This window comes from Paraburkholderia sp. RL18-085-BIA-A (assembly GCF_046027075.1).
Taxonomy (GTDB): Bacteria; Pseudomonadota; Gammaproteobacteria; order Burkholderiales; family Burkholderiaceae; genus Paraburkholderia.
This window is the reverse complement of record NZ_JARESU010000050.1, coordinates 1-20,267: the sequence shown is the minus strand read 5'-3', so window position 1 is coordinate 20,267 and position 20,267 is coordinate 1. Positions and strand designations below refer to the sequence as shown.

Sequence of the window (20,267 nt, the reverse complement as noted above, 5' to 3'; positions counted from 1 at the left end):
GATGCAAGCACATCCTTTGCGTCTCTTTCCCGGCGACGATCTGCGTGTCGCCCTCGAAGAAGTGTTGCGTCAGGTCAAGGTGCAAGCGGCCTTCGTGATCCAGGGCATCGGGAGCCTCAGCGTTGCTCAATTGCGATTTGCCGGAAACGAGGATCCGTCTGAGCTGCGCGACGATCTGGAAATCCTGACGCTCGCCGGGTCCATATCATCTGATGGAGCGCATCTGCACATGTCGGTTGCCGACCCGCGCGGTCGAGTGTTCGGTGGTCATGTGGGACGCGGTTGCACGGTCCGTACAACCGCGGAGATATTGCTAGCTCTCCTTCCCGAACATCGCTTCTCCCGGGAGCGCGACTTATCTTCAGGGTTCATGGAACTGGTGATACGAAATGAACCACCCATGGAATAGGCTCGACGCATACGTCCGGACTGCGTGACGAATGAGATATTTCGACCCACTCCGGACTTTGGACAAGACGTCGACTCTTCGACAGCTTTTAAGGGGACAACAGTCATTCATCCCCTTCGGGTCCGTCGGCAAGTCATCGGATATTGCCGGCGGTGGCGTTGTCGACTTGGCTCCGCTGGACGCGATGTAGGCGAGACATGGCAACTGTTCAAAAAACAGTCGACGGATTCCGGGTGACGCCGGTGAAAAGACGCCACGCGTCGAAGCGCGCGGCGAGCTGCTTGCGGTAAAGCGAAATGCGCAGCAGGTGCCGCTTGAGCGCAAAGTGCTGGCTCGAGAGGAAAGCTTGCGCGCCCCCGGACGAATGGGCTCGATTACGCGTGATCCGTCGAAAGCGCAAGCTCGCGCCAAGCGTTGAGTTCGCCCTCGACGAAACGGTTCTTCTCCTCGATGCGCGCGACTGTGTCCGATCCCAGCGGCAGGCGCACGGGCGGCGAGGGGCTGTCGGCGAGCCTGAGGATCGCTTCGGCGAGCTTCGCGGGATCGCCCGGCTGCTGATGGTTCGCGCCTGCCGCGAAGTCGCGCATCGCGCCGACGGTTTGCGCGTAGTCGTCGATTTGCAGCCGGGTTGAGACGAGCGAATCGTCGTTGAGGAAGTCGGTGCGGAAGAAGCCGGGCTCGACCACGGTCGAATAGATGCCGAGCGGCGCCAGTTCGCTCGAGAGCGCTTCGCTCAAGCCTTCGACCGCGAACTTGGTCGCGCCGTATACACCCCAGCCGTGATACGCGGAGTACCCGCCGATCGACGAGATGTTGATCAGGTGGCCGCTTTTTTGCGCGCGCATCTGCGGCAGCACGGCGCGCGTTACGGTCAAGAGGCCGAAAACGTTGGTGTTGAAGACGGCCTTTACTTCGCTGTCGCTCGATTCCTCGACGGCGCCGAGCAGGCCATAGCCCGCGTTGTTGACGAGCACGTCGATACGCGAAAACCGCGCGAGTGCCTGCTGCACGGCCGCCGCTGCATCGGATTCGTTCGTGACATCGAGCTTCGCCGCGAGCAGGTTCGGATGTTCGCCGAGGCGGTCGGTGACTGTCTGCGGCTTGCGCGCGGTAGCGACGACGCGATCGCCGCGCCCGAGCGCGCGCTCGGCAATCAGCGCGCCGAAGCCGCGCGATGCGCCGGTGATGAACCACACCTTGCCATTATTCGATTGCGACATGATTCAGCTCCTTCGTGTTGGTGAAAGTGAACGACGTGGTGCGCCGGGAAATGCTGGCACTTTGCCGGCAGGCCGAAGCCGCCGGAATCAATCGGTATGCAGTTCATGTGCGGCCACAGCGTCGATGGCGGGTACCTCGGACCCGGTCAAACGCTCAGGCGCGCCCGGCACCGCGCGCACGCGCGCCGGGGTCCGTGAAAGCCGGTACGGCACCTTGAGGACCGGCCAGAACGCGCCGCCCGGATCGCGCGCGACGCTCTGCACGTCGGCGAGGAAATCGGCGTCGTCGAGCAGTTCGTGCACGCGGGTGACCGGCACGACGCGAACACCCTGCGCTCCCAGACTCGCCACTGCGCGTTGCCGCGTGAGAACGCCAAACTTCGCGTCGCCGTCCGGCGCGCCGCCTTCGACCCATACGTGCCCGTCGCTGCACCTCACCGCGCGCCCCTCAGCTTCCGGGTTGCCCGTCGCGAAAAGCGAGCACCACGCGGCCACGTCCTGCATCGAAATTTCGATGAACGTGCCGGCCCCACCCGCGCGGCTGGCGAGGCTCGCAACGATTGCAAGCAACGCGGCCTGGCCGCCGAGGATGTCCGCGCCCGATGCGCCGAATTTCACCGGCACGCCATCGCTCCGTGTGAGGTCCATGAGTCCGCCCATCGCCTGGATGACCGTATCGAACGCGGGCCGCGACGGATACGCCGACTCCATGCCGAAGCCCGAGATCGAGCAATAGATCAAGCGTGGGTTGATTTCCGCGAGCGCTGTGCGGTCGAAGCCCAGTTTTGCGAGCGCACCGGGCCGCAGGTTTTCGACGAGGACGTCGGCATCCGCGAGCAGCGTGCGCAGATACGCGCGGTCCTTTTCGTGTTTCAGATCGAGCGCGAGGGTCTGTTTGTCGGTGTTGTTGAGCGCGAAAAAATAGCTCGTGCCGCCCTGCCCCGGCGTCCATGCGCGGGCGACTTCGCCATCCGGCGGCTCGATCTTCACAACTTGCGCGCCGAGCGCGGCCAGATGCTTGCCGACGAGCGGTGCGGTGGTGTACTGGCCGATCTCGATCACCTTGACGCCGGCAAGCGGTCCCGCATCGTCGCCGGTGACGGCATGCGGCAGCGGTTCGAGTGCGCTTGCGACGCCGCTCAACGGCGCCGCGCGAAACACCGGCACATCGCGATAGGAGTTGGCATCGACGCCATGCGTTTCCATGCGCACCGCCGCGCCCGCATGACGCATGCGGAAGTTGGGCTCGCGCGGCAGTTGGCCGATGCCGACGATCGGCCCCGCCGCCACGCCGATCCGCTCGCAAAGGCGCGAACAGGCTTCGGTGGACAGCGTAGTGGTCCATGCTTCGATGAGCGCATCGAGTGCGTCGACGTGGCGCACACGGCCGGCCAGCGAAGCGAAGCGCGCGTCGTCGAGTTGCGCAATCCCCGCGACACCTTTGAGCTTGCGCCATTGCTCTTCGGTGCTAGTGCAGATGAGGATCCAGCCGTCCCTCGTCCTGAACGCGTTCCAGGGCGCGCACGCCGGGTGACGATTGCCGACCCGGCCCGCCTGACCCCTCGCGAACGCGGCTGGCAGGAACGTCGTCAGCGCACTCGCCGCGCACCCGAAGAGCGTTACGTCGATATGCTGCCGGATGCCACGCAGGGCCACGACGCGCAGGGCCGCTGCGAGTGCGGCGGCCGCATACATCGCCGCCGAGATCTCGGTGAACGGCACGCCGATGCGCACCGGCTGCCCGTTCGCGAAGCCGGTCGTGTCCATGAGGCCGGTCATCGCCTGAATCTGCGCGTCGCTCCATTGAACGCCGGCGCGCGAGGCCTGCGGACCGGTCGCGGTGATGTCGCACACCAAGTGATTGCCCGCGGCCTTCAGCGCCGCGATGAAGCTGCGCTGCGCCCCCGAACTGAAGTCCGACGAAACCACGACGGCGTCGTAGGCAAACGCGTCGATCCGCTGCGCGTCGCTCACATCGACGTGAGCGCCGGCCCGTTCGAGCAGCGTCGCGCTGAGCCGCACCGCTGTGTGTGTGCCCCACGCGAGAATTCGTACACCGTCGAGCATCCTTGTCTCCTTGAGTATCGCGGGATGCGCTTCATCTCTTGTCGACGGCGCGCAGAACCCTTGAATCAACGATACGTCGCGTGACCTGGTCCGACAAACGACATTTCCTCGCGTCTCGCTTAACTTTTCCTGAAGCGAAACCAGGCGTTTACCGGTATCGTCCCCGGCTCGACGCGAGCAATGCCCGTGCTACCATTTTCCGATGCGAACCCTTCCATCACTCAACGCACTCCGCGCCTTCGAAGTCTGCGGACGCCTCTTGAGCGTGCAGCTCGCCGCCAACGAGTTGAACGTCACACCTGCAGCGGTCAGCCGGCAGATCAAGCTGCTCGAAGACCAGCTCGGGGTGATGTTGTTCGAGCGCGGTCATCGCGCGATCGCATTGACGCCGATGGGCGAGCGCTATCTAACCGACATCGTGCGTGGCTTCGAAACCATGCGCACGGCCACCATCAATCTCACTGAAGCGCGCCGCCGCCGCACGCTGAAGATCCGCGCCTACACCACGTTTTCGATGAACTGGCTGCTTCCGCGCCTCTCGACGTTTCATCGCGAACATCCGGATATCGAGGTCAGCCTGACTACGTCCTTGCAGGCGGTGGACTTCAATGCCGAAAACGTGGATGCGGCGATCAGGCTCTCGCATACGCCATCCTCGGATGTGGGATCGGACCGGCTGGTGCCGAACGAACTCGTCCCCGTGTGCAGCCCCGAGTTCCTGCGCGCACATCCCGACCTTACCGACGCGAGCGCGGCGAGCCTGCGCAACGTGCCGCTGCTGCATTCGCTCGCCCGCCGCGAAGACTGGGCGAAGTGGCTCGACGCCGCCGGCGTGCGCGGCGTCAATCCGCTCTCCGGACTCAGTTACGAAAGCTCGATCCTCGCTTATTTCGCGGCGACGCAGGGGCACGGCGTCGCGATCGCGCAGCGCGTGCTGGTCGCGGATCAACTGCGGTCAGGCACGCTCGTCATGCCTTTCTCGTATGTGCTCGACCTGGGCGCTTTTACCTACTACCTCGTCTATCCGCCGAAGCATCTCGCGAACCCGGAGTTCGCCGCGTTCCGCGACTGGCTGCTGTCCACCTGCGACGAGCAGTCGTGACACCCTTCAGTGCCCCTTGAAGCACGGCTTGCGTTTTTCCGCGAACGCCTTGCGCCCTTCCACGCGATCTTCCGATTCACGCATCGCGCCCCACGCGAGCTCCGTGAATTCGATCGCCTGCGTGAGCGGCACGTTGCTGCTGGTCTCCGCGATCTTCTTGATCATCTGCACTGCGAGCGGCCCGTTCGCTGCGATGGCGCCCGCTAGTTCGAGCGCCTTGTCCATCAGTGCATGGGGCTCTGTGACGTCCGACACGAGACCCACGCGCGCCGCGTAGGCCGCGTCGATCTTCGCGCCGGTCAGCAGCATCTTCATCGCGATCGCCGAGGGGATGGCCTTCTGCAGGGCCTGAATACCGCATACGGCTGGGATGCTAGCGACGACCGCCTCGGGCAAACCGAACACTGCGTTCTCCGATGCGATCCGCAGGTCGCACTGCAGCGCGAGTTCCAGCCCGCCGCCCAGGCAATAGCCGTTGATCGCGCCGATCAACGGTTTGAGAATGCGCAGCGAACTCAGGTCCATCAGGCGGACGTAGACACCCTCGGCCGCGGCCCGGTCGATCGACTTGACGAACGACGAACTGAAGCTCGTCGACGGCGGCAGTGTGTTCTTCAGGTCCGCGCCTACGCAGAACGACTTGCGCCCCGCACCCGTCAAGACAATCACGCGGATGCCGTCGTCGTCGCGCGCCGCCGACAACGCGGCGCGTAACTCCTGAAGACTCTGAAGGTCGAGCGCGTTAAGCGCTTCGGGCCGATCGAGGGTGATCGTCGCGACATGGTTCGATACCGTGCAGTGAATGGTCATGATCGCGCTCCTTCAAACGCTTGGCGAAGTCAGCGAGCGGCCGCCGCACACATACAGCGTCTGCCCAGTGATGTACGACGCTTCCCTTTGCGCGAAAAACAGCACGGCCAGCGCGATATCCTCCGGCGTGCCGACGCGCTGCACCGGCACTGATTTCTTCAGCCGCTCCTGAAGACCGGGATCGAACTTGCGAAAGAGTGGCGTATCGACGATGCCCGGCGCGATCGCGTTGACGGTGACACCGGCTTTCGCCCATTCGAGCGCGAGACTGCGCGTGAGGCTTACCACGCCGCCCTTCGCGGCGGAATAGTTGGCCTGCCCGACGCCGCCGAGCCACGCACGCGACGATATGTTCACGATGCGCCCGTACTGCGCCGCGATCATATGCCCGAGCACCGCGCGGCAGCATAGGAACTGCGACTTCAGGTTGACGTCGATCACGGCGTCCCAGTCGTCGTCGCTCATCTTCGTGATTAGCTTGTCGCGCACGATGCCCGCATTGTTCACGAGCACATCGACCCGCCCGAAGTGCTCCGCAACTGTTTCGACCGCACGGTTCACCGATTCGCTGTGCGTTACATCGACGACGACGCCGATCACGTCGGCGCCGGCGGCGGCAAGCGCGCCCGATGCTTCGTCGAGGCTAGCGCGATCGAGGTCGAATAGCGCGATGCGTCGGCCCCCGCGCGCAAGCGCCTCAGCGATGCCGAGGCCGATGCCTTTGGCGCCACCGGTGACGATGGCGACTTCGGGTCCAGTCAAGTTCATGAAGTGTCTCCTTGAGTTGAATGTTCTTGCACGCTTCGATGCTAGGCCGCGCAGGCCCACTCGCTCAAACGACTTTTTCGACGCGTTTGATTGACTTGCGCTCAATCGACGCTCGAGCAACATCGCGCACGTCCGCCCCTCTGGCCATCGCGCGCAAGCGAATAAAAACTCAACCGAAGACGCAGAAAAAGTCGTTTGCGTGGCCGCTTTCACGAAACCTACGATGCCTCCATGCACCGAGCCTTCCCACGGAAACGACGGCGCAGGTATTCCGGCATCAGCGCGTGCGTTCATCCGGGCGGCACGCACTCACGAGCAAGCCCGACAAAGAGACATGGAGACACACTTGGACAGCACCCTTTCACGCGTTGGCGAGGGACCCGCCGCACCGCTCACCCGAGCGCAAAAAAAAGCCATCGTCGCGGCTACCCTCGGCACCATCGTCGAATTCACCGACTGGATCATTTACGCGACTTTCGCCTCGCTTTTCTCCAAGCAGTTCTTCCCTGCGAACAACGACCGCGTCTCGCTCCTGAGTACGTTCGCCGTGTTCGCGGTCGGCTTCGTCATGCGTCCGATCGGCGGCGCACTGCTCGGAGCCTACGCGGACCGCCACGGACGCAAGAACGGACTCACGTTGTCGGTAGCGTTGATGGCGGGCAGCTCGCTCGTGATCGCAGCGTGCCCCGGCTACGCGACGATCGGCATCGCAGCTCCGGTGATCCTCGTGCTCGCGCGACTCGTGCAAGGCTTCGCTGCGGGCGGCGAATTCGGCTCCGCATCAACGTTCCTGATCGAATCCTCCTCGCCTGCACGGCGCGGCTTCGCCGGTTCCTGGCAGCATTTCGCCGTGAATGCGGGCGTGCTCGTCGCGGCGCTGATCGGCTACATCCTGACTTCGACGATCGATGCGCCCGACATGGCGCGCTGGGGCTGGCGCATTGGTTTCACGATCGCAGGACTGATGGGCTTCATCGCGCTGTGGGTGCGGCTCGCCGTCGCCGAAACCGATGCGTTCCGGAAGACGGCGGCGACGCACCGGCGCACGCATCATCCGTTTCTCGTGATCGTGAGCGATCACCGGCGCGCCGCACTGCGCGTGATCGGCATCGCGATGGCGGGCAATCTCTGCATCTATCTGTGGCTCGTGCTGTTCCCCACCCTCGCTCACATGCGCACCGGCCTGCCGCTGCGAGAGGGGTTCAGCGCGAGCGTGATCTCGATCATCGTCTCGCTCGTGGCAATTCCGTTTATCGGCATGCTCTCGGACAAAATCGGACGCAAGCCGGTGCTGATGGTGTTCGCGGGCGGATCGGCGCTCTTCGCTTGGCCGGCGCTGCACCTCCTCACCAATGACTTCTGGAGCGCCACCGCCATCGTGACGATCGGCATGCTGCTCTCGTCGGGCTTCGCCGCGACGTGCGCCGCCGCGATGGCCGAGCAGTTCCCGGCGGAAGTGCGCGCGACCGGTGTGGCGTTGCCGTATGCGATATCGGCGGCGGTGTTCGGCGGGACGCTGCCTTACATCATGACCGCGATGTCGGGCTCCGGTCTTTCGCAATACGTCTGGGTCTACGTCGCCGCCGTGTGCACGGTCGGCTTCGTCGTCTACGCCAGGATGCCGGAGACACGCGGGAAAACGCTCGACTGACAGCGGCCAGACACAAATTTCATTTCACTCTCAGGAGACAGCCATGCGCAAAGTAGTGATCGGCGGTGTCGGCATGACGCCCTTTGGAAAATTTCTCGAACGCAATCTCAAGTCGCTGGCCGAAGAAGCGGTCGGCCTCGCGCTAAAGGACGCGCGCGTCACCGCGAACGATGTCGATCGCGTGTTCTTCGGCAACGCGGCGGCAGGCGTCGTCACGGGGCAGGAGATGATTCGCTCGCAGTCGTCGCTACGCAACACCGGCCTCGACGGCAAGCCCATGTTCAATATCGAGAACGCGTGCGCGTCCGGTAGTTCGGCACTCAATCTCGCGTGGCTCTCGGTGGCGTCAGGCCAGTCCGAGACCGCACTGGTCGTCGGCGTCGAAAAGCTCTCGCACGAGGACAAGGCCGTTTCGTTCGGCGCGTTCGCGAAAGCCGTCGATCTCGAAGAGCCGCTGCCCGAAGGCGTAACGGCAGGCACCGGCTCGCTCTTCATGGACCTGTACGCCGCGAAGGCCCGCAAGTGGATGGAAAAGACCGGCGCTGACGCGAGCGATTTCGCGCGCGTCGTCGTGAAGAGCCGGCACGCGGGGTCACTCAATCCGCACGCGCAGTTCCGCAAGGAATCGACCGTCGAGGAAGTGCTGGCGAGCCGCATGGTCAGCGATCCGCTCACGCTTTTCATGTGCTCGTCGATCGGCGACGGCGGCGCGGCCGTCTTCATCTGCTCGGAGGACTACGCGATAAAGCACGACATCCGCCCGGTCTTCATCCGCGCAAGTTCGATCGTATCGGCGAAGGCCGATGGCTCCGGCGAACTCGTCGCGGTCCGGGCCGCGAAAGCCGCCTACGAGGAAGCGGGCGTGGCTCCGTCGGACGTGCATGTCGTCGAGTTGCACGATGCGTCCGCGCCGGCTGAGCTGATCCACTATGAGAACCTCGGTCTATGCGCGCCGGGCGACGCGCCCGGACTGCTCCGCTCGGGCGATACCGGCATCGGCGGGCGTGTCTCGGTGAATCCGAGCGGCGGGCTACTCTCACGCGGGCATCCGGTCGGTGCGACGGGCGTCGCGCAGATCGTCGAACTCACGCAGCAGTTGCGCGGCACGGCGGGCGCACGGCAACGACCGGGGGCGAAGGTCGCGCTTGCCGAGAATAACGGCGGCCAGCTCGCGGGCGACTCGGCGGTCGCGCTCGTGACGATTCTCTCGACTTGATCGATGCGTCGAGACTGGGCCGGGCCGCTGACATCCGGCGGGCAAGGAGCTGGAAACGCGCGAGGAAGCCGAAAAGTTCATTGCGGCGGATCCGTTTTCATCGGTCGGCCTGTTCGAGCGGGTGACGACCACCCGCTGGTGCAAGGCTTATTTCGACGGCGAGTGCTGTTTGTAGAGGTTTGATGTCGACTGGACGGTCACACGGCTAACAGTGTTGCTGCTGTTAGCCGTTTTCTATTCGGGCACGGGCACGAGCACGAGCACGCGCAACGCCGCTCAATCCGCCAACGCGTCGCGAATCGCAGCAAGCCACAACGCCACCGCATGCGCGCCAGGGTCCGCGTGACCGAGCGCACGATCGCCGACATAACTCGAACGCCCTCGCCGTGGATGCATCGACGCTGTGCGAGCCGTCCCCTCGATGGCCGCGTCGACGGCAGTCTGCAACGCGACGCCGGTTTGCTCCGCGCGGGCGAGCGCGGACTGCAACGCATCGGCGGCGGGCTTCAGCGCATCGACCATCGTGCGATCGCCTGGCTGCGCACCGCCCAGCTCCATCAATCCGTCGACGCCCGCACCGAAGGCCGCTGCCCATTCCTTTGCCGTCGAGCCGCCCGACTGTTCGAGCGCGACGGCGGCACGCAACAGCATCACCGCGTACAGCGGGCCTGAGGTGCCGCCGACCACACGTCGCAGCGTCGCGGACATGCCGCGCAATACGCCGCCCGGCGTCGAAGGATACAAGTCGAGTTCATCGAGCACGGCACGCGAGCCACGCGACAGGCTGATGCCGAGATCGCCATCGCCGACGCGTTGATCCATTTCGGTCAAGGTCGGCTCCGCTGTCAACAAGCACGCGCAAACGGCTTCGATCACACGGCGCAGCGGCGCCTCGCGCGCGAGCGCCGCGCCGCTTGCGCGCTCAGGCGTGACGGGCGCGGGCCGCACGGAAACCTGCGCGACGCGGCCGCTCAACGAAGGCCATGCGCTGGTGTGCGCGACGGCGTCGAGCCAGGCGACCCGCTCGTCGTCCACGCGCAGCAGCGTCAACGAGACGCCCGCCATTTCCAGCGCGCTCAGGAAGGTGCCAGCCCACGCGCGTTCCACCTTGATGCCGCCCTCGGACAGATTGCGCAACGCGGACCCGGCCACGATGCTCAATTCGCTCGACGGCGTGCCGCCGAGATTGTTCACCAGCAGCGCCACCCGCTCACCGGCTTGCAGCGCCAGGTCGCCGACGATCTTCGCCAGCAGCTTGCCGACGATCGCGTCGGCCGGCTCCATCGCGCCGCGCTCCACGCCGGGTTCGCCATGAATACCGAGCCCCCATTCGATTTCGTCATCGGCCAGTTCGAACCCCGGCTTGCCCGCTGCCGGCACCGTGCACGGCGTGAGCGCGACGCCCATCGTGCCGAGCGACGCGGCGGCCTCGCGCGCGATCCGCGCGACCTCGGCCAATGGACGGCCCGCGGCCGCCGCTGCACCCGCGATCTTGTGAACCAGCACAGTCCCCGCGAGTCCGCGACGGCCCGCATGGTCGCCGCTTGCGGTCAGCGCAACGTCGTCGGCGACGATCACCATCTCGGTGGGAATGCCCTCGGCGCGCGCGATCTCGGCGGCGAGGCCGAAGTTGAAGCGGTCGCCCGTGTAGTTCTTCACGATCAGCAACACACCTGCCGTGCCGGCCACCGCGCGTATGGCATCGAGCACCGCGTCCGTGGACGGCGAGGTGAAGACCTCGCCCGCCACCGCCGCGCTCAGCATGCCGTGGCCCACATAGCCACCATGCGCGGGCTCGTGGCCCGAGCCGCCTCCCGAGATCAGCGCGACTTCGCCGCGTGCTGCAACAGCCTCGGCATCGGCCCGCACGACGATCGTGCCGCCTTGCAACAGCGAGAGATTGGGATTGAGCGCCGCGAGTCCGTCGAGCATGTCGGGAACGACGGCGCGGACGTCATTGATGAGCTTCTTCATTGCGTCAGCTCCTTCTGTAGCTGCCGGCGCAGCGTCGGGTCGCGCGCTGACGGCAGTTGATTCAGTTGCGAAACCGGAGGGAAGGCTCAACTGTACCGCGCAATGACGAAAGACGATGTGATCCGCCAGACGTGAACGCGCAAAGACACTCGCGAAGGAGTCGGATGGCAATGAAGGGGAAGCAATGCGGAAGAGAAAAACTGACAGGACAGTAGACGAAAGCGGAACCGCTTTCGTCTACGTCACTGATGCGTTGGTAGGCTCGATTGGATTCGAACCAACGACCCCCACCATGTCAAGGTGGTGCTCTAACCAACTGAGCTACGAGCCTTTAGAGGCGCGAATTATAGAGACTCCGCGCAAACAGCACAAGCCCCAATCGCTATCCATGCCGACGCGGACGCTTCGTTCAATTCTTCGACGCCCACTCGGCGCTTGTATCCAGCGGATAGACCGGCCGCTTCACGTGCTCGAATGCGAACAGCCCGTAATCGGAACTCGTCACGCCACGGCTATCGCATTCCACCAGCGCAGCGGCGATCGGCACGAAAACCGGCCGGCAGTACATGCGCGATTTGAGCAGCAGGAAACGCGCGCGACGCGGATCGATACCGACGCTCTCGAACACGCCGAGGTCCCACGGCTCGTGCGTGCGCTCGGTCATCACGAGCTTCATGGTGCCCGTGTCGAGCACGGCCGCGCGTCCCATGAACGCACGCTGGCCAGTGTAGGTCGGGCCACTGATCACGTATTCTCCGTCGGTGAGTGCACGCACCACGCCGGTCACGGCGAACGGCGGGCGCGGTGTCAGTGCATCGCTCGCAACCTTGTTGCCGATCGTCACCGTCACCGTGCTGCCGACGCCCGCCGACATCAACGCCGCGACCGCTTGTGGATCGCACAACGGTCCGCTGACGATGCCTTCGAGCTTCTGCTGCAACGCTTCTTCGAGCAGGTCCATCGTGTCGCAGGTGCCGCCCGACATGCAGTTGTCGCCGTGATCGAGCAGCAGCACCGGTTTGTCGGCGCCCTGCGCAAGCGACGCCGCTTGCGCGACCGACTCCGCGAGCGGCGCGCTGCGATACACGAAATCTTCGCGCTCGTCCCAGATCTGCCGGGCGATGCGCTCGGCCACCGCTTCGGCCTCGGCGCGCTGGCCGTTGCCCACCACGACGACGCTGATGCACGGCGCGTCGATATCGGCCAGCGAGAAGCCGGACAACACCGACACCGCCAGCATGCCTTCCGCTTCGGCCGCGCGCGCGGCGTCCACCGCGCGCTTCATCGCGCCTTCGGCGGTCGCGCTGCGCAGTGTGTGCGTGAGCAGCGGCGGCTGACGCCACGCGATCACCGGCTTCGTGTTGCCGTGCACGAGATCGAACATCAGACGCGCCGCGTGCGCGCCAGTCTCGTACATATCGACATGCGGATAGGTCTTGAAGCTGACGATCACATCCGCGTTGTCGATCATCTTTTGGGTGACGTTGCCGTGCAGATCGAGCGCGACCGCAATCGGCGCATCCGGCAGCAATGCGCGCACGCGTTCGAGCAGATCGCCTTCACCGTCGTTCGAATTCTCGGCGACCATCGCGCCGTGCAGATCCAGCATCACCGCGTCGCAGCCGTTCGCCGCCGCCACGATCGCGTCGCAGATCGCAGCGTAAGCGGCGGCCTCGACCGGTCCGCTCGGATTCGCCGACGCCGACACCGGCGTCACGATCTCGGCGTGCTCACGCTCGGCGGCATCGATGAACGCGGCCATCGCCGTCTGCATGCCTTTGTTTTCGTTAAACGCGTCTTCACCATAGCTCGGACCGTTGCGGCCGAATGCGGCGAGCGGCGTCGCCACCGGCGAGAACGTGTTGGTCTCGTGATTCATCCGCGCGATCAGGATTTTCATGCGTTGACACTCCCCACCTTCTGCGCCGCGTCCAGCATCGCCTGCAACAGCACGTTGCAGCCGGCTTCCAGATGATCGGCGCGCGCGTCCTCGATTTCGTTGTGACTGATGCCGTCCTTGCACGGCACGAAGATCATCGCGGCGGGCGCGACTCGCGCCAGATAGACGGCGTCGTGGCCCGCACCGCTGATCACGTCCATCGACGAAAAGCCGAGCGCATCTGCGCCCCGCTTCACGGCGGCGACCAGTTCTGCGGCGAACGGCTGCGGCGGGAAATACACCACCTGTTCCACGTCGACGGCGATGCCGCTCTGCTCGCCCGCCGCCGAGCATGCCGCGCGCAACGCGCTGTCCATCGCGGTGAGCGTGGCGTCGTCGGCGGCGCGCAGATCGACCGTGAGCGTCACGCGGCCCGGAATCACGTTGCGCGAATTCGGATGCACGTCCAGCCAGCCCACCGTGCCGCGACCGTGCGGCGCGTGATCGAGTGCGATGCGATTGACCGCATGAATCAGATCCGCTGCGACGAGCAGCGCGTCGCGGCGCAACGCCATCGGCGTCGGCCCTGCATGCGCTTCCATCCCGTGCACGGTCACGTCGTACCAGCGTTGACCCAGCGCGCCTTGCACCACGCCGATGGTTTTATCGTGCGCCTCCAGCACCGGCCCCTGTTCGATATGCGCCTCGAAATACGCACCGACGGCATGCGGTTTTCCGCTCTCGCCGGCATAGCCGATCGCCGCCAGCGCGTCGCGCACCGACACGCCCTCGCGATCGCGTTGCGCCAGCGCACGCTCCAGCGTGAATGCGCCGGCGAACACGCCCGAACCCATCATTACCGGCACGAAGCGCGAACCTTCCTCGTTGGTCCACACTGCGACTTCCAACGGCGCGAGCGTTTGCACGTTGGTATCGGCGAGCGTGCGCAGCACTTCGAGACCCGCCAGCACGCCGTAGTTGCCGTCGAACTTGCCGCCCGTCGGCTGCGTGTCGATGTGGCTGCCGGTCATCACCGGCGGCAGGTCGTCGCGCAAACCGGCGCGGCGCGCAAAGATATTGCCGATCGCGTCGATCCGCACGCTGCAGCCGATCTCCTTCGCCCACGCGATGAAAAGCTCACGCGCCTCACGGTCCAGTTCCGTCAATGCGAGCCGGCACACGCCGCCTTTGTCGGTGGCGCCGATCCGCGCGAGTTGCATGAGACTGTCCCAGAGCCGCGCGCCGTCGACTCGCAGATCGCCGGCCGCCGTGACGGTTGTTGATTCATGACCTTGCATCGATGCTTCCTCGTATTGAAGACTGCGCAAGCGTCAAACGACGCCCACGCCGAGATAACGGTCCTTGATCGACTCGTCCGCGGAAAATGACGCGTTATCGCCTGCATAGACAATCACGCCTTGTTCGATGATGTAGTGGCGGTCCGCGAGTTGCGTGCAGACTTCCAGGTTCTGCTCCACCAGCAGAATCGCGACGCCCGCTTCGCGAATCAGCTTGAGCTGCGCGACGATTTCTTCGACGATCACCGGCGCGAGACCCTCGACCGGCTCGTCGAGCATCAGCAAACGCGGATGATTCATCAGCGCCCGGCCGATCGCGAGCATCTGCTGTTCGCCGCCGGACAGTTGCGCGCCACCGTTCGTGCGCCGCTCCCTCAGGCGCGGAAAGATGCGGTAGATGTCGTCGAGCTGCCACGGCGAGTCCTTGCGCGCACCGAGCCGCAAGTTCTCCTCGACCGTGAGTAGCCGGAAAACGCCGCGATGCTCGGGCACGAAGCACACGCCGCGCGACGCGATCTTGTGCGGCGGCATGCCGTCGATCTTCACGCCGTTGAACGTCACTGTGCCGCGCCGCGGTGTGACGACGCCGGCAATCGCTTTGAGCGTGGTCGATTTGCCGGCGCCGTTGCGGCCCAGCAGCGTGACCGTCTCGCCATCGTCGATCTGCAACGAAACGCCTTGCAGGATGTGGCTCTTGCCGTAGAAGCCGTGAATCTGCTGTACGTCGAGAATCATGCGCGGCCTCCGGTGATCATGTTGCCGAGATAGGCACTGCGCACGCGCTCGTCACCGCGAATGTCGTCCGGCCGCCCTTCCACCAGCACGCGGCCTTGTTGCATCACGGTGATCGAGTCGGAGATATCCATCACGATGCCCATGTTGTGTTCGATCAGCACGACCGTGTATGCGTCGCGCAGGCCGTGAATCAGCTGCTTCATGTCGTCGAGGTCGTCGATCCCCATGCCCGAGGTCGGCTCGTCGAGAAAGATCGCCTTGGGCCGCGCGGCGAGCGCCATGCCGACTTCGAGCCGCCGCTGCTGACCGTGCGAGAGCGCGCCGGCCGAAACCTCGCTGAAGCGCTGCAGCGCGAGCCGTTCAAGCACGCTGTCGACCGTGTCCCCATGCGCGAGCGCACCGTGCGGCGGCGTCCATGCATTCAACGCACGCACCGCGTCCACACCTTGCGCGGCGAGGCGCAGGTTTTCGCGCACGCTCAGATTGGCGAACAGGCTAGTCACCTGAAACGATCGCGCGACACCGCGGCGCACGCGCTTATGGTCCGGCTCGTGCGTGACGTCGTGACCGTCGAACATGATCTTGCCTTCGGTAATCGGCAGCGTGCCGGTCAGTACGTGGAAGAGCGTGGTCTTGCCCGCGCCATTCGGACCGATCACCGAATGCACGGTGCGTGGATTGATGCTCAGATTCACGTCGGAGAGTGCGGTGAATTTGCCGTAGCGTTTTACGACGCCGCTCGCTCGCAGAATGGGTTCGTTCATGCGACCTCCTTGTCGGCGTCGTTGTTCCCGTCGTTGTCTGCTTCCCGAGACGGCTTGCGGCCCAGCGATTGCCAGATGCGCTCGCCTAATCCCCACAGCCCGCGCTGCATGAAGAGACTTACCGCGATCAGCACGATGCCGAGCAGCAACAGCCAGCGCGGCCACAGCGTGGAGAGCCAGTCGGCGAACAGCACGTAGAACGCCGCGCCCAACACCGATGCGAACAGATTGCCGGTGCCGCCGATCACCGTCATCACAAGGATCATCTCGCTCGTGTGATAGTCGATGTTGGAGAGCGGCGCGATGCCGGTCATCAGCGCATGGAGCGCGCCGGCGAGTCCGGTGACCGCGCCGGAGATCATGAACGCCATCAGCTTGAAGCGCTTGACGTCGTAGCCGACAGCGGCGGCCCGCGCTTCGTTGTCGCGAATCGCGAGCAGAGTCCGCCCGAATACCGAATGGGACACGCGCATCAGCAGCCAGAACACCACGAGAAATAGTCCAGCGACGAAGCCATAGTATTGCCACGGCGAGGTCAACGGCACGAGTGTTTTGCCGAACACGCTCAGCGCAGGGCGCGGAATGTCCAGCAAGCCGTTGTCGCCGCCGGTGAGATCGGGCGTGGTGTAGGCGAGAAAATAGAACAGTTGGCCGAACGCGAGCGTCAACATCACGAAGTACGTGCCGCGCTGGCGAATCGAAAACCAGCCGACCAGCGCCGCGGCAGCTGCGCCGGTCACGATCGATGCAAACAATGCCACTGGCAGCGGCAATGCGGTCTTAGTCAGAACCAGTCCCGCGCAATAACTGCCGAGCCCGAAGAAAATGCCCTGCCCGAACGATAGCAAGCCCGTGTGCCCCAGCAGAAGATTGCAGCCGAGCGCGGCGAGCGCGAACACCAGCACTTCAGTCGCGAGCGATCCGGAGCGCAACATCAGCGGCAATAGGCACACGACCAGCAGCGCAAGCAGCAGGAAACGATAGCGATGCAGCGAGTGCCTGATGCCCTGTCGAGTGGATGAAGAGCGAACGCTTTGCATCGCGGGCTTCGAGGTGTCGATCATGCGGCCCTCCCGATTAAGCCGTTCGGACGCAGCAGGAGAACCGCCGCCATCGCGACGTAGATCATCAGCCGCGCGCCTTCGGGCCACAAAGTACTCATCACGCTTTGCACGATGCCCACCAGCAGGCCGCCGACGAGCGCACCGAGAAAGTTACCCATCCCGCCGACCACGACCACGACGAACGCGACGCTGAGCGCCTCGATGCCCATGAACGGATCGACGCCGCGAATCGGCGCGGCGAGCACGCCCGCCAGCGCGGCAGTCGCGGCGCCGAGCGCGAACACGAGGCTGAAAACGCGCAATACGTTGATGCCGAGCAGCGACACCATCTCGGTCGATTCACTGCCCGCGCGCACCGCGCTGCCGAGGCGCGTGCCTTCCAGCACCCACCACAAGAGCGCGGCCAGCACCGCCGTGAGACCGATCACGAACAGCCGGTACTTCGGATAAACGAAGCTGCCCCAGATAACCACGCCGTTCAATATGTCGGGGACCGCGACGTTATCGCCGAGCGGGCCCCAGATCAGAATCGCGCATTCCTGCACGACGAGTGCAAGGCCGACGGTCGCAAGAATATGAAACTCATGCTGCTGCGCGTAGACGTGCCGCAGAATCAGTTTCTCGACGACCCACGCCAGCGCGCCCACCACGATCGGCACGACGACGAGCGCGGTCCAGAAACTCATCGACCACTGCATCGCCTGATAGCAGAAGTAGGCGCCAAGCAGATAGAACGCGCCGTGCGCGAAGTTCACGAAACGCAGCAGGCCGAATACGATCGATAAGCCGACCGCGAGCAGGAAATACAGCATCCCCACTCCGATGCCGTTGACGATCTGCAGGAGATAAACGTTCATGGCGTCCGTCTGATGATGTGGCAAAGAGGTGTCGCGATGCAGCCTCGTGTTCGCGATGAACGCGCCGCGCTTGCGTGCGGCACGCAGGCGTCATGTCATCTTGCAGCCGGTCTTCTCGAGCGGCAGGAAGGATTGGCCGGAACTCACGATATCCGCGTAGTCGTCGGCGCTTTTCATCTTGTTCTTCGCCTTGCCCTTCAACAGATAATAGTTCTTCAGCACCTGATGGTCGCCTGCGCGGACTTCTTCCGGGCCGGTCAAACCGTCGTATTTCATGCCTTCGAGCGCGGTGACCACTTTCTTCGGATCGATCGTGCCTGCCTTGATGATGCCGTCGAGCAGGATCTTCGTGCAGATATAGGAACCCGCGAGGCTGTAGTTGGGGTTTGCCTTGAAAGCTGCATTGGCGCGCTTGACGAGATCGCGGTTGAGCGGCGAGTCAATGCCGTGCCAATACTGCGCGCCGAAATAGACGCCTTCGCAAAGGTCCGCACCGAGCGATTCGAATTGCTCCAGCCCGGACGCCCACGCCATCAGAATCGTGCAATTGTTCTTCATGCCAAAGCTCACCGCCTGGCGCAGCGTATCCGACGATTGCGATCCAAAGTTGAGAATCAGCAGAACGTCGGGCTTCGCAGCGACGGCATTCGTCAGATAGCCGCTGAACTCCTTCTCGTTGAGCGAGTGGTAGCTGTTGCCCACATGCTCGATTCCCTTCTCCTTGAAGATCGCCTTGGCCGCCGACAACAATCCGTCGCCGAACACGTATTGCGGCGTGATGGTGTACCAGCGTTTTGCTTTGGGCAACGTCTGGATTAGCGGACGCACCGTCTGTTCGATTGCGCCGTAGGTCGGCACCGACCAGCGGAACGTTGCGGCGTTGCAGTCCTTGCCGGTGATTTCATCCGCACCTGCTGTCGTGATGAAAATGCCGCCGGCTTTCTGCACTTCCTTGCCCATCGCCAATGCTTCGGATGACAAAATACCGCCGGCAAAGAAGCGTGCGTTCTTCTGCTGCGCGATTTCCTGCACGCGACGCACTGCCGTCGCAGGCTTGCCTTCCGTGTCGAGCGTCGTATATGCGAGCGGCTGACCGAGGACCTTGCCATATTGCTCGATGGCGAGCTTCATACCGAGGTCAGCGTATTTGCCGTTTGCGGCGAATGGCCCAGACATCGGCACCGGACACGCGAACTGCACGGTGCCAGCCTGCGCGAACGCGCTACGCGCGGCCAGCGAGCCCAACGTCCCCGGAACGGCCGACAGCGCGGCCAGCTTCAACATATTTCGGCGATTCAAAATGACGCTCCTTAGCAAAGAGACACGCACTGACCGGCTACGAAACTGCACGCATGACGCGAACGACGACTTGCGCCGACTGGCCGCCTCGAAGTTTTCCACCTCTTCGGATTTGTTCTATTTATCATGATAAATAGGTTGGACTTGATCGTAGGTACAATAAATTCGAGTGTCAATAAGGCAAAATTCCTGGCGGCATCCGGAGACGTTTCAGGCCGTGACGCGGCGCGTGGATTGATCGAGGATCGTGCGGGACAAACTGGGAGCATCGAATATGGCCATGGACCGTACCAAGGCTGGCGCCGCGATTGAAATCAAACAGCAAAAACGTGGTGATCTGGTCGCCGAGGAAATCAAGCGGCTCATCACGGAGAAAGACCTGAAGCCGGGTGATCGCCTGCCGCGTGAAGTGGAACTGCAGCAGCTCTTTTCAGTGAGCAAGAGCACCATCCGCGAGGCGTTGAAGTCGCTCGAAGTGCAAGGCCTGATCAAGGTGACCACCGGTCCGAGCGGCGGCGGCATGGTGGTGGAAGTGCCGCTCGATCGCACGTTGCAGCTTTTGCAGAATTATCTGTTCTTCAAGGACGTCTCGATCGACGACATTTACACCGTGCGCAAATTGCTGGAGCCGGAGCTCGCTGCGGGTGCCGTCCCCCATCTGACGGAGCAGGACTTCGACGCGCTCGAAGCAAGCATTGCGTGCTGCGATCGACCGGCGTCCGCGCACGGAGGCCAGGACATGGTGCGGCAACGTCAAGAAGACGTGAACTTTCATGACATTCTGGCAGCTGCGAATCCGAATCCGTTTTTGCGTTTCAGCTGCGAGTTGATCAATGAAATGATTCGGCAGCTCATCGAGTTTCGTAACGACACGCCGCAAGCCGAACATGAGCGGTTCGGTCAGGCGAACGTCAAGATTCACAAGGCGATTACGAAGGCAGCGCGTGAGCGTGACGTGGAAAAGGTGCGGGAGTTGATGGTGATCCACATGACTGAAGCGCCGCGCTATGTGAAACGGATGAAAGGGAAGTTGCGAGGGCGTTTGATCCTGGATTCGGAGATCCGTCGACGGATGCGGACGCGTAGTGTCGCGCCGTCGGATGAGAGTGGTGAGGAGTGAGCGGGTGTTGGTGAGTGTCGGTATTGATGCGCAG

17 protein-coding genes, 1 tRNA gene and 1 pseudogene are annotated in these 20,267 nt (G+C 63.9%); 5 read left to right on the top strand and 14 right to left on the bottom strand.

What is annotated here, in order from left to right; genetic code table 11:
- Position 1 precedes the first annotated feature (1 nt).
- Positions 2–409, top strand: a complete 408-nt coding sequence (locus tag P0D89_RS27940) for a PPC domain-containing DNA-binding protein (protein ID WP_408362364.1) — start codon at positions 2–4, stop codon at positions 407–409.
- Between the two features lie 208 nt (positions 410–617).
- Here P0D89_RS27940 and P0D89_RS27935 read toward each other — a convergent pair.
- The 3 genes and pseudogenes from P0D89_RS27935 to P0D89_RS27925 all read right to left on the bottom strand — a co-directional run.
- Positions 618–758: pseudogene (locus P0D89_RS27935) on the bottom strand (IS6 family transposase); the annotation flags it as partial.
- Positions 759–783: 25 nt separating this feature from the next.
- Positions 784–1,629 carry an oxidoreductase gene (locus tag P0D89_RS27930; protein ID WP_408362363.1) on the bottom strand — a complete coding sequence of 282 codons (846 nt, stop codon included), beginning with the start codon at positions 1,627–1,629 and terminating at the stop codon, positions 784–786.
- 87 nt (positions 1,630–1,716) lie between these two features.
- Positions 1,717–3,696 carry a CaiB/BaiF CoA-transferase family protein gene (locus tag P0D89_RS27925; RefSeq protein ID WP_408362362.1) on the bottom strand — a complete coding sequence of 660 codons (1,980 nt, stop codon included), beginning with the start codon at positions 3,694–3,696 and terminating at the stop codon, positions 1,717–1,719.
- 202 nt (positions 3,697–3,898) lie between these two features.
- Here P0D89_RS27925 and gcvA point away from each other — a divergent pair, with 202 nt between their 5' ends.
- Positions 3,899–4,798, top strand: a complete 900-nt coding sequence (gene gcvA, locus P0D89_RS27920; RefSeq protein WP_408362361.1) for a transcriptional regulator GcvA — start codon at positions 3,899–3,901, stop codon at positions 4,796–4,798.
- A 6-nt stretch (positions 4,799–4,804) separates the two neighbouring features.
- Here gcvA and P0D89_RS27915 read toward each other — a convergent pair whose 3' ends face one another.
- Together P0D89_RS27915 and P0D89_RS27910 are read right to left on the bottom strand one after the other, a co-directional pair.
- Positions 4,805–5,608 (bottom strand): enoyl-CoA hydratase/isomerase family protein, encoded by an 804-nt coding sequence (locus tag P0D89_RS27915; protein ID WP_408362360.1) that lies wholly within the window; start codon positions 5,606–5,608, stop codon positions 4,805–4,807.
- A gap of 12 nt (positions 5,609–5,620) precedes the next feature.
- Positions 5,621–6,376, bottom strand: a complete 756-nt coding sequence (locus tag P0D89_RS27910) for an SDR family oxidoreductase (RefSeq protein ID WP_408362359.1) — start codon at positions 6,374–6,376, stop codon at positions 5,621–5,623.
- A 346-nt stretch (positions 6,377–6,722) separates the two neighbouring features.
- Between P0D89_RS27910 and P0D89_RS27905 the strand changes: the two genes are divergently transcribed.
- Entirely contained in the window at positions 6,723–8,027 is a 1,305-nt protein-coding gene (locus tag P0D89_RS27905) for an MFS transporter (protein WP_408362358.1), read from the top strand.
- Between the two features lie 43 nt (positions 8,028–8,070).
- Positions 8,071–9,243 (top strand): thiolase family protein, encoded by a 1,173-nt coding sequence (locus P0D89_RS27900; RefSeq protein ID WP_408362357.1) that lies wholly within the window; start codon positions 8,071–8,073, stop codon positions 9,241–9,243.
- 276 nt (positions 9,244–9,519) lie between these two features.
- Here P0D89_RS27900 and dhaK read toward each other — a convergent pair whose 3' ends face one another.
- From dhaK to P0D89_RS27855, 9 genes are all read right to left on the bottom strand, one after another.
- A complete protein-coding gene (dhaK, locus tag P0D89_RS27895; protein WP_408362356.1) occupies positions 9,520–11,217 on the bottom strand; it encodes a dihydroxyacetone kinase subunit DhaK in 1,698 nt (565 codons plus the stop codon).
- Positions 11,218–11,471: 254 nt separating this feature from the next.
- Positions 11,472–11,548 (bottom strand) — tRNA-Val (locus tag P0D89_RS27890).
- A gap of 78 nt (positions 11,549–11,626) precedes the next feature.
- A complete protein-coding gene (locus P0D89_RS27885; RefSeq protein WP_408362355.1) occupies positions 11,627–13,117 on the bottom strand; it encodes a M81 family metallopeptidase in 1,491 nt (496 codons plus the stop codon).
- Positions 13,114–14,394 (bottom strand): Zn-dependent hydrolase, encoded by a 1,281-nt coding sequence (locus P0D89_RS27880; protein ID WP_408362354.1) that lies wholly within the window; start codon positions 14,392–14,394, stop codon positions 13,114–13,116. The genes P0D89_RS27885 and P0D89_RS27880 overlap by 4 nt, the downstream gene beginning before the upstream one ends.
- Before the next feature lie 33 nt (positions 14,395–14,427).
- Positions 14,428–15,129 carry an ABC transporter ATP-binding protein gene (locus P0D89_RS27875; protein ID WP_408362353.1) on the bottom strand — a complete coding sequence of 234 codons (702 nt, stop codon included), beginning with the start codon at positions 15,127–15,129 and terminating at the stop codon, positions 14,428–14,430.
- The gene (locus P0D89_RS27870) at positions 15,126–15,893 is read right to left on the bottom strand and encodes an ABC transporter ATP-binding protein (protein WP_408362352.1); all 768 of its coding nucleotides are present in this window, start codon (positions 15,891–15,893) and stop codon (positions 15,126–15,128) included. Before P0D89_RS27870 ends, P0D89_RS27875 begins: the two co-directional genes overlap by 4 nt.
- Complete coding sequence (locus P0D89_RS27865; protein WP_408362351.1) at positions 15,890–16,957, bottom strand: branched-chain amino acid ABC transporter permease; 1,068 nt, start codon at positions 16,955–16,957, stop codon at positions 15,890–15,892. Before P0D89_RS27865 ends, P0D89_RS27870 begins: the two co-directional genes overlap by 4 nt.
- Positions 16,954–17,814 (bottom strand): branched-chain amino acid ABC transporter permease, encoded by an 861-nt coding sequence (locus P0D89_RS27860; RefSeq protein WP_408362350.1) that lies wholly within the window; start codon positions 17,812–17,814, stop codon positions 16,954–16,956. Before P0D89_RS27860 ends, P0D89_RS27865 begins: the two co-directional genes overlap by 4 nt.
- A 90-nt stretch (positions 17,815–17,904) precedes the next feature.
- The gene (locus tag P0D89_RS27855; protein WP_408362349.1) at positions 17,905–19,113 is read right to left on the bottom strand and encodes an ABC transporter substrate-binding protein; all 1,209 of its coding nucleotides are present in this window, start codon (positions 19,111–19,113) and stop codon (positions 17,905–17,907) included.
- Positions 19,114–19,387: 274 nt separating this feature from the next.
- Between P0D89_RS27855 and P0D89_RS27850 the strand changes: the two genes are divergently transcribed.
- A complete protein-coding gene (locus P0D89_RS27850; RefSeq protein ID WP_408362348.1) occupies positions 19,388–20,233 on the top strand; it encodes a FadR/GntR family transcriptional regulator in 846 nt (281 codons plus the stop codon).
- The last annotated feature ends 34 nt before the right edge of the window (positions 20,234–20,267 follow it).

Excerpts from the sequence above, each read along its gene's own strand:
- P0D89_RS27875 (WP_408362353.1), bottom strand. The coding sequence starts at position 15,129 with ATGATTCTCGACGTACAGCAGATTCACGGCTTCTACGGCAAGAGCCAC.
- P0D89_RS27940 (WP_408362364.1), top strand. The coding sequence starts at position 2 with ATGCAAGCACATCCTTTGCGTCTCTTTCCCGGCGACGATCTGCGTGTC.
- P0D89_RS27880 (WP_408362354.1), bottom strand. The coding sequence starts at position 14,394 with ATGCAAGGTCATGAATCAACAACCGTCACGGCGGCCGGCGATCTGCGA.
- P0D89_RS27925 (WP_408362362.1), bottom strand. The coding sequence starts at position 3,696 with ATGCTCGACGGTGTACGAATTCTCGCGTGGGGCACACACACAGCGGTG.
- P0D89_RS27900 (WP_408362357.1), top strand. The coding sequence starts at position 8,071 with ATGCGCAAAGTAGTGATCGGCGGTGTCGGCATGACGCCCTTTGGAAAA.
- dhaK (WP_408362356.1), bottom strand. The coding sequence starts at position 11,217 with ATGAAGAAGCTCATCAATGACGTCCGCGCCGTCGTTCCCGACATGCTC.
- P0D89_RS27870 (WP_408362352.1), bottom strand. The coding sequence starts at position 15,893 with ATGAACGAACCCATTCTGCGAGCGAGCGGCGTCGTAAAACGCTACGGC.
- P0D89_RS27850 (WP_408362348.1), top strand. The coding sequence starts at position 19,388 with ATGGCCATGGACCGTACCAAGGCTGGCGCCGCGATTGAAATCAAACAG.
- gcvA (WP_408362361.1), top strand. The coding sequence starts at position 3,899 with ATGCGAACCCTTCCATCACTCAACGCACTCCGCGCCTTCGAAGTCTGC.
- P0D89_RS27915 (WP_408362360.1), bottom strand. The coding sequence starts at position 5,608 with ATGACCATTCACTGCACGGTATCGAACCATGTCGCGACGATCACCCTC.
- P0D89_RS27930 (WP_408362363.1), bottom strand. The coding sequence starts at position 1,629 with ATGTCGCAATCGAATAATGGCAAGGTGTGGTTCATCACCGGCGCATCG.
- P0D89_RS27910 (WP_408362359.1), bottom strand. The coding sequence starts at position 6,376 with ATGAACTTGACTGGACCCGAAGTCGCCATCGTCACCGGTGGCGCCAAA.
- P0D89_RS27885 (WP_408362355.1), bottom strand. The coding sequence starts at position 13,117 with ATGAAAATCCTGATCGCGCGGATGAATCACGAGACCAACACGTTCTCG.
- P0D89_RS27860 (WP_408362350.1), bottom strand. The coding sequence starts at position 17,814 with ATGAACGTTTATCTCCTGCAGATCGTCAACGGCATCGGAGTGGGGATG.
- P0D89_RS27865 (WP_408362351.1), bottom strand. The coding sequence starts at position 16,957 with ATGATCGACACCTCGAAGCCCGCGATGCAAAGCGTTCGCTCTTCATCC.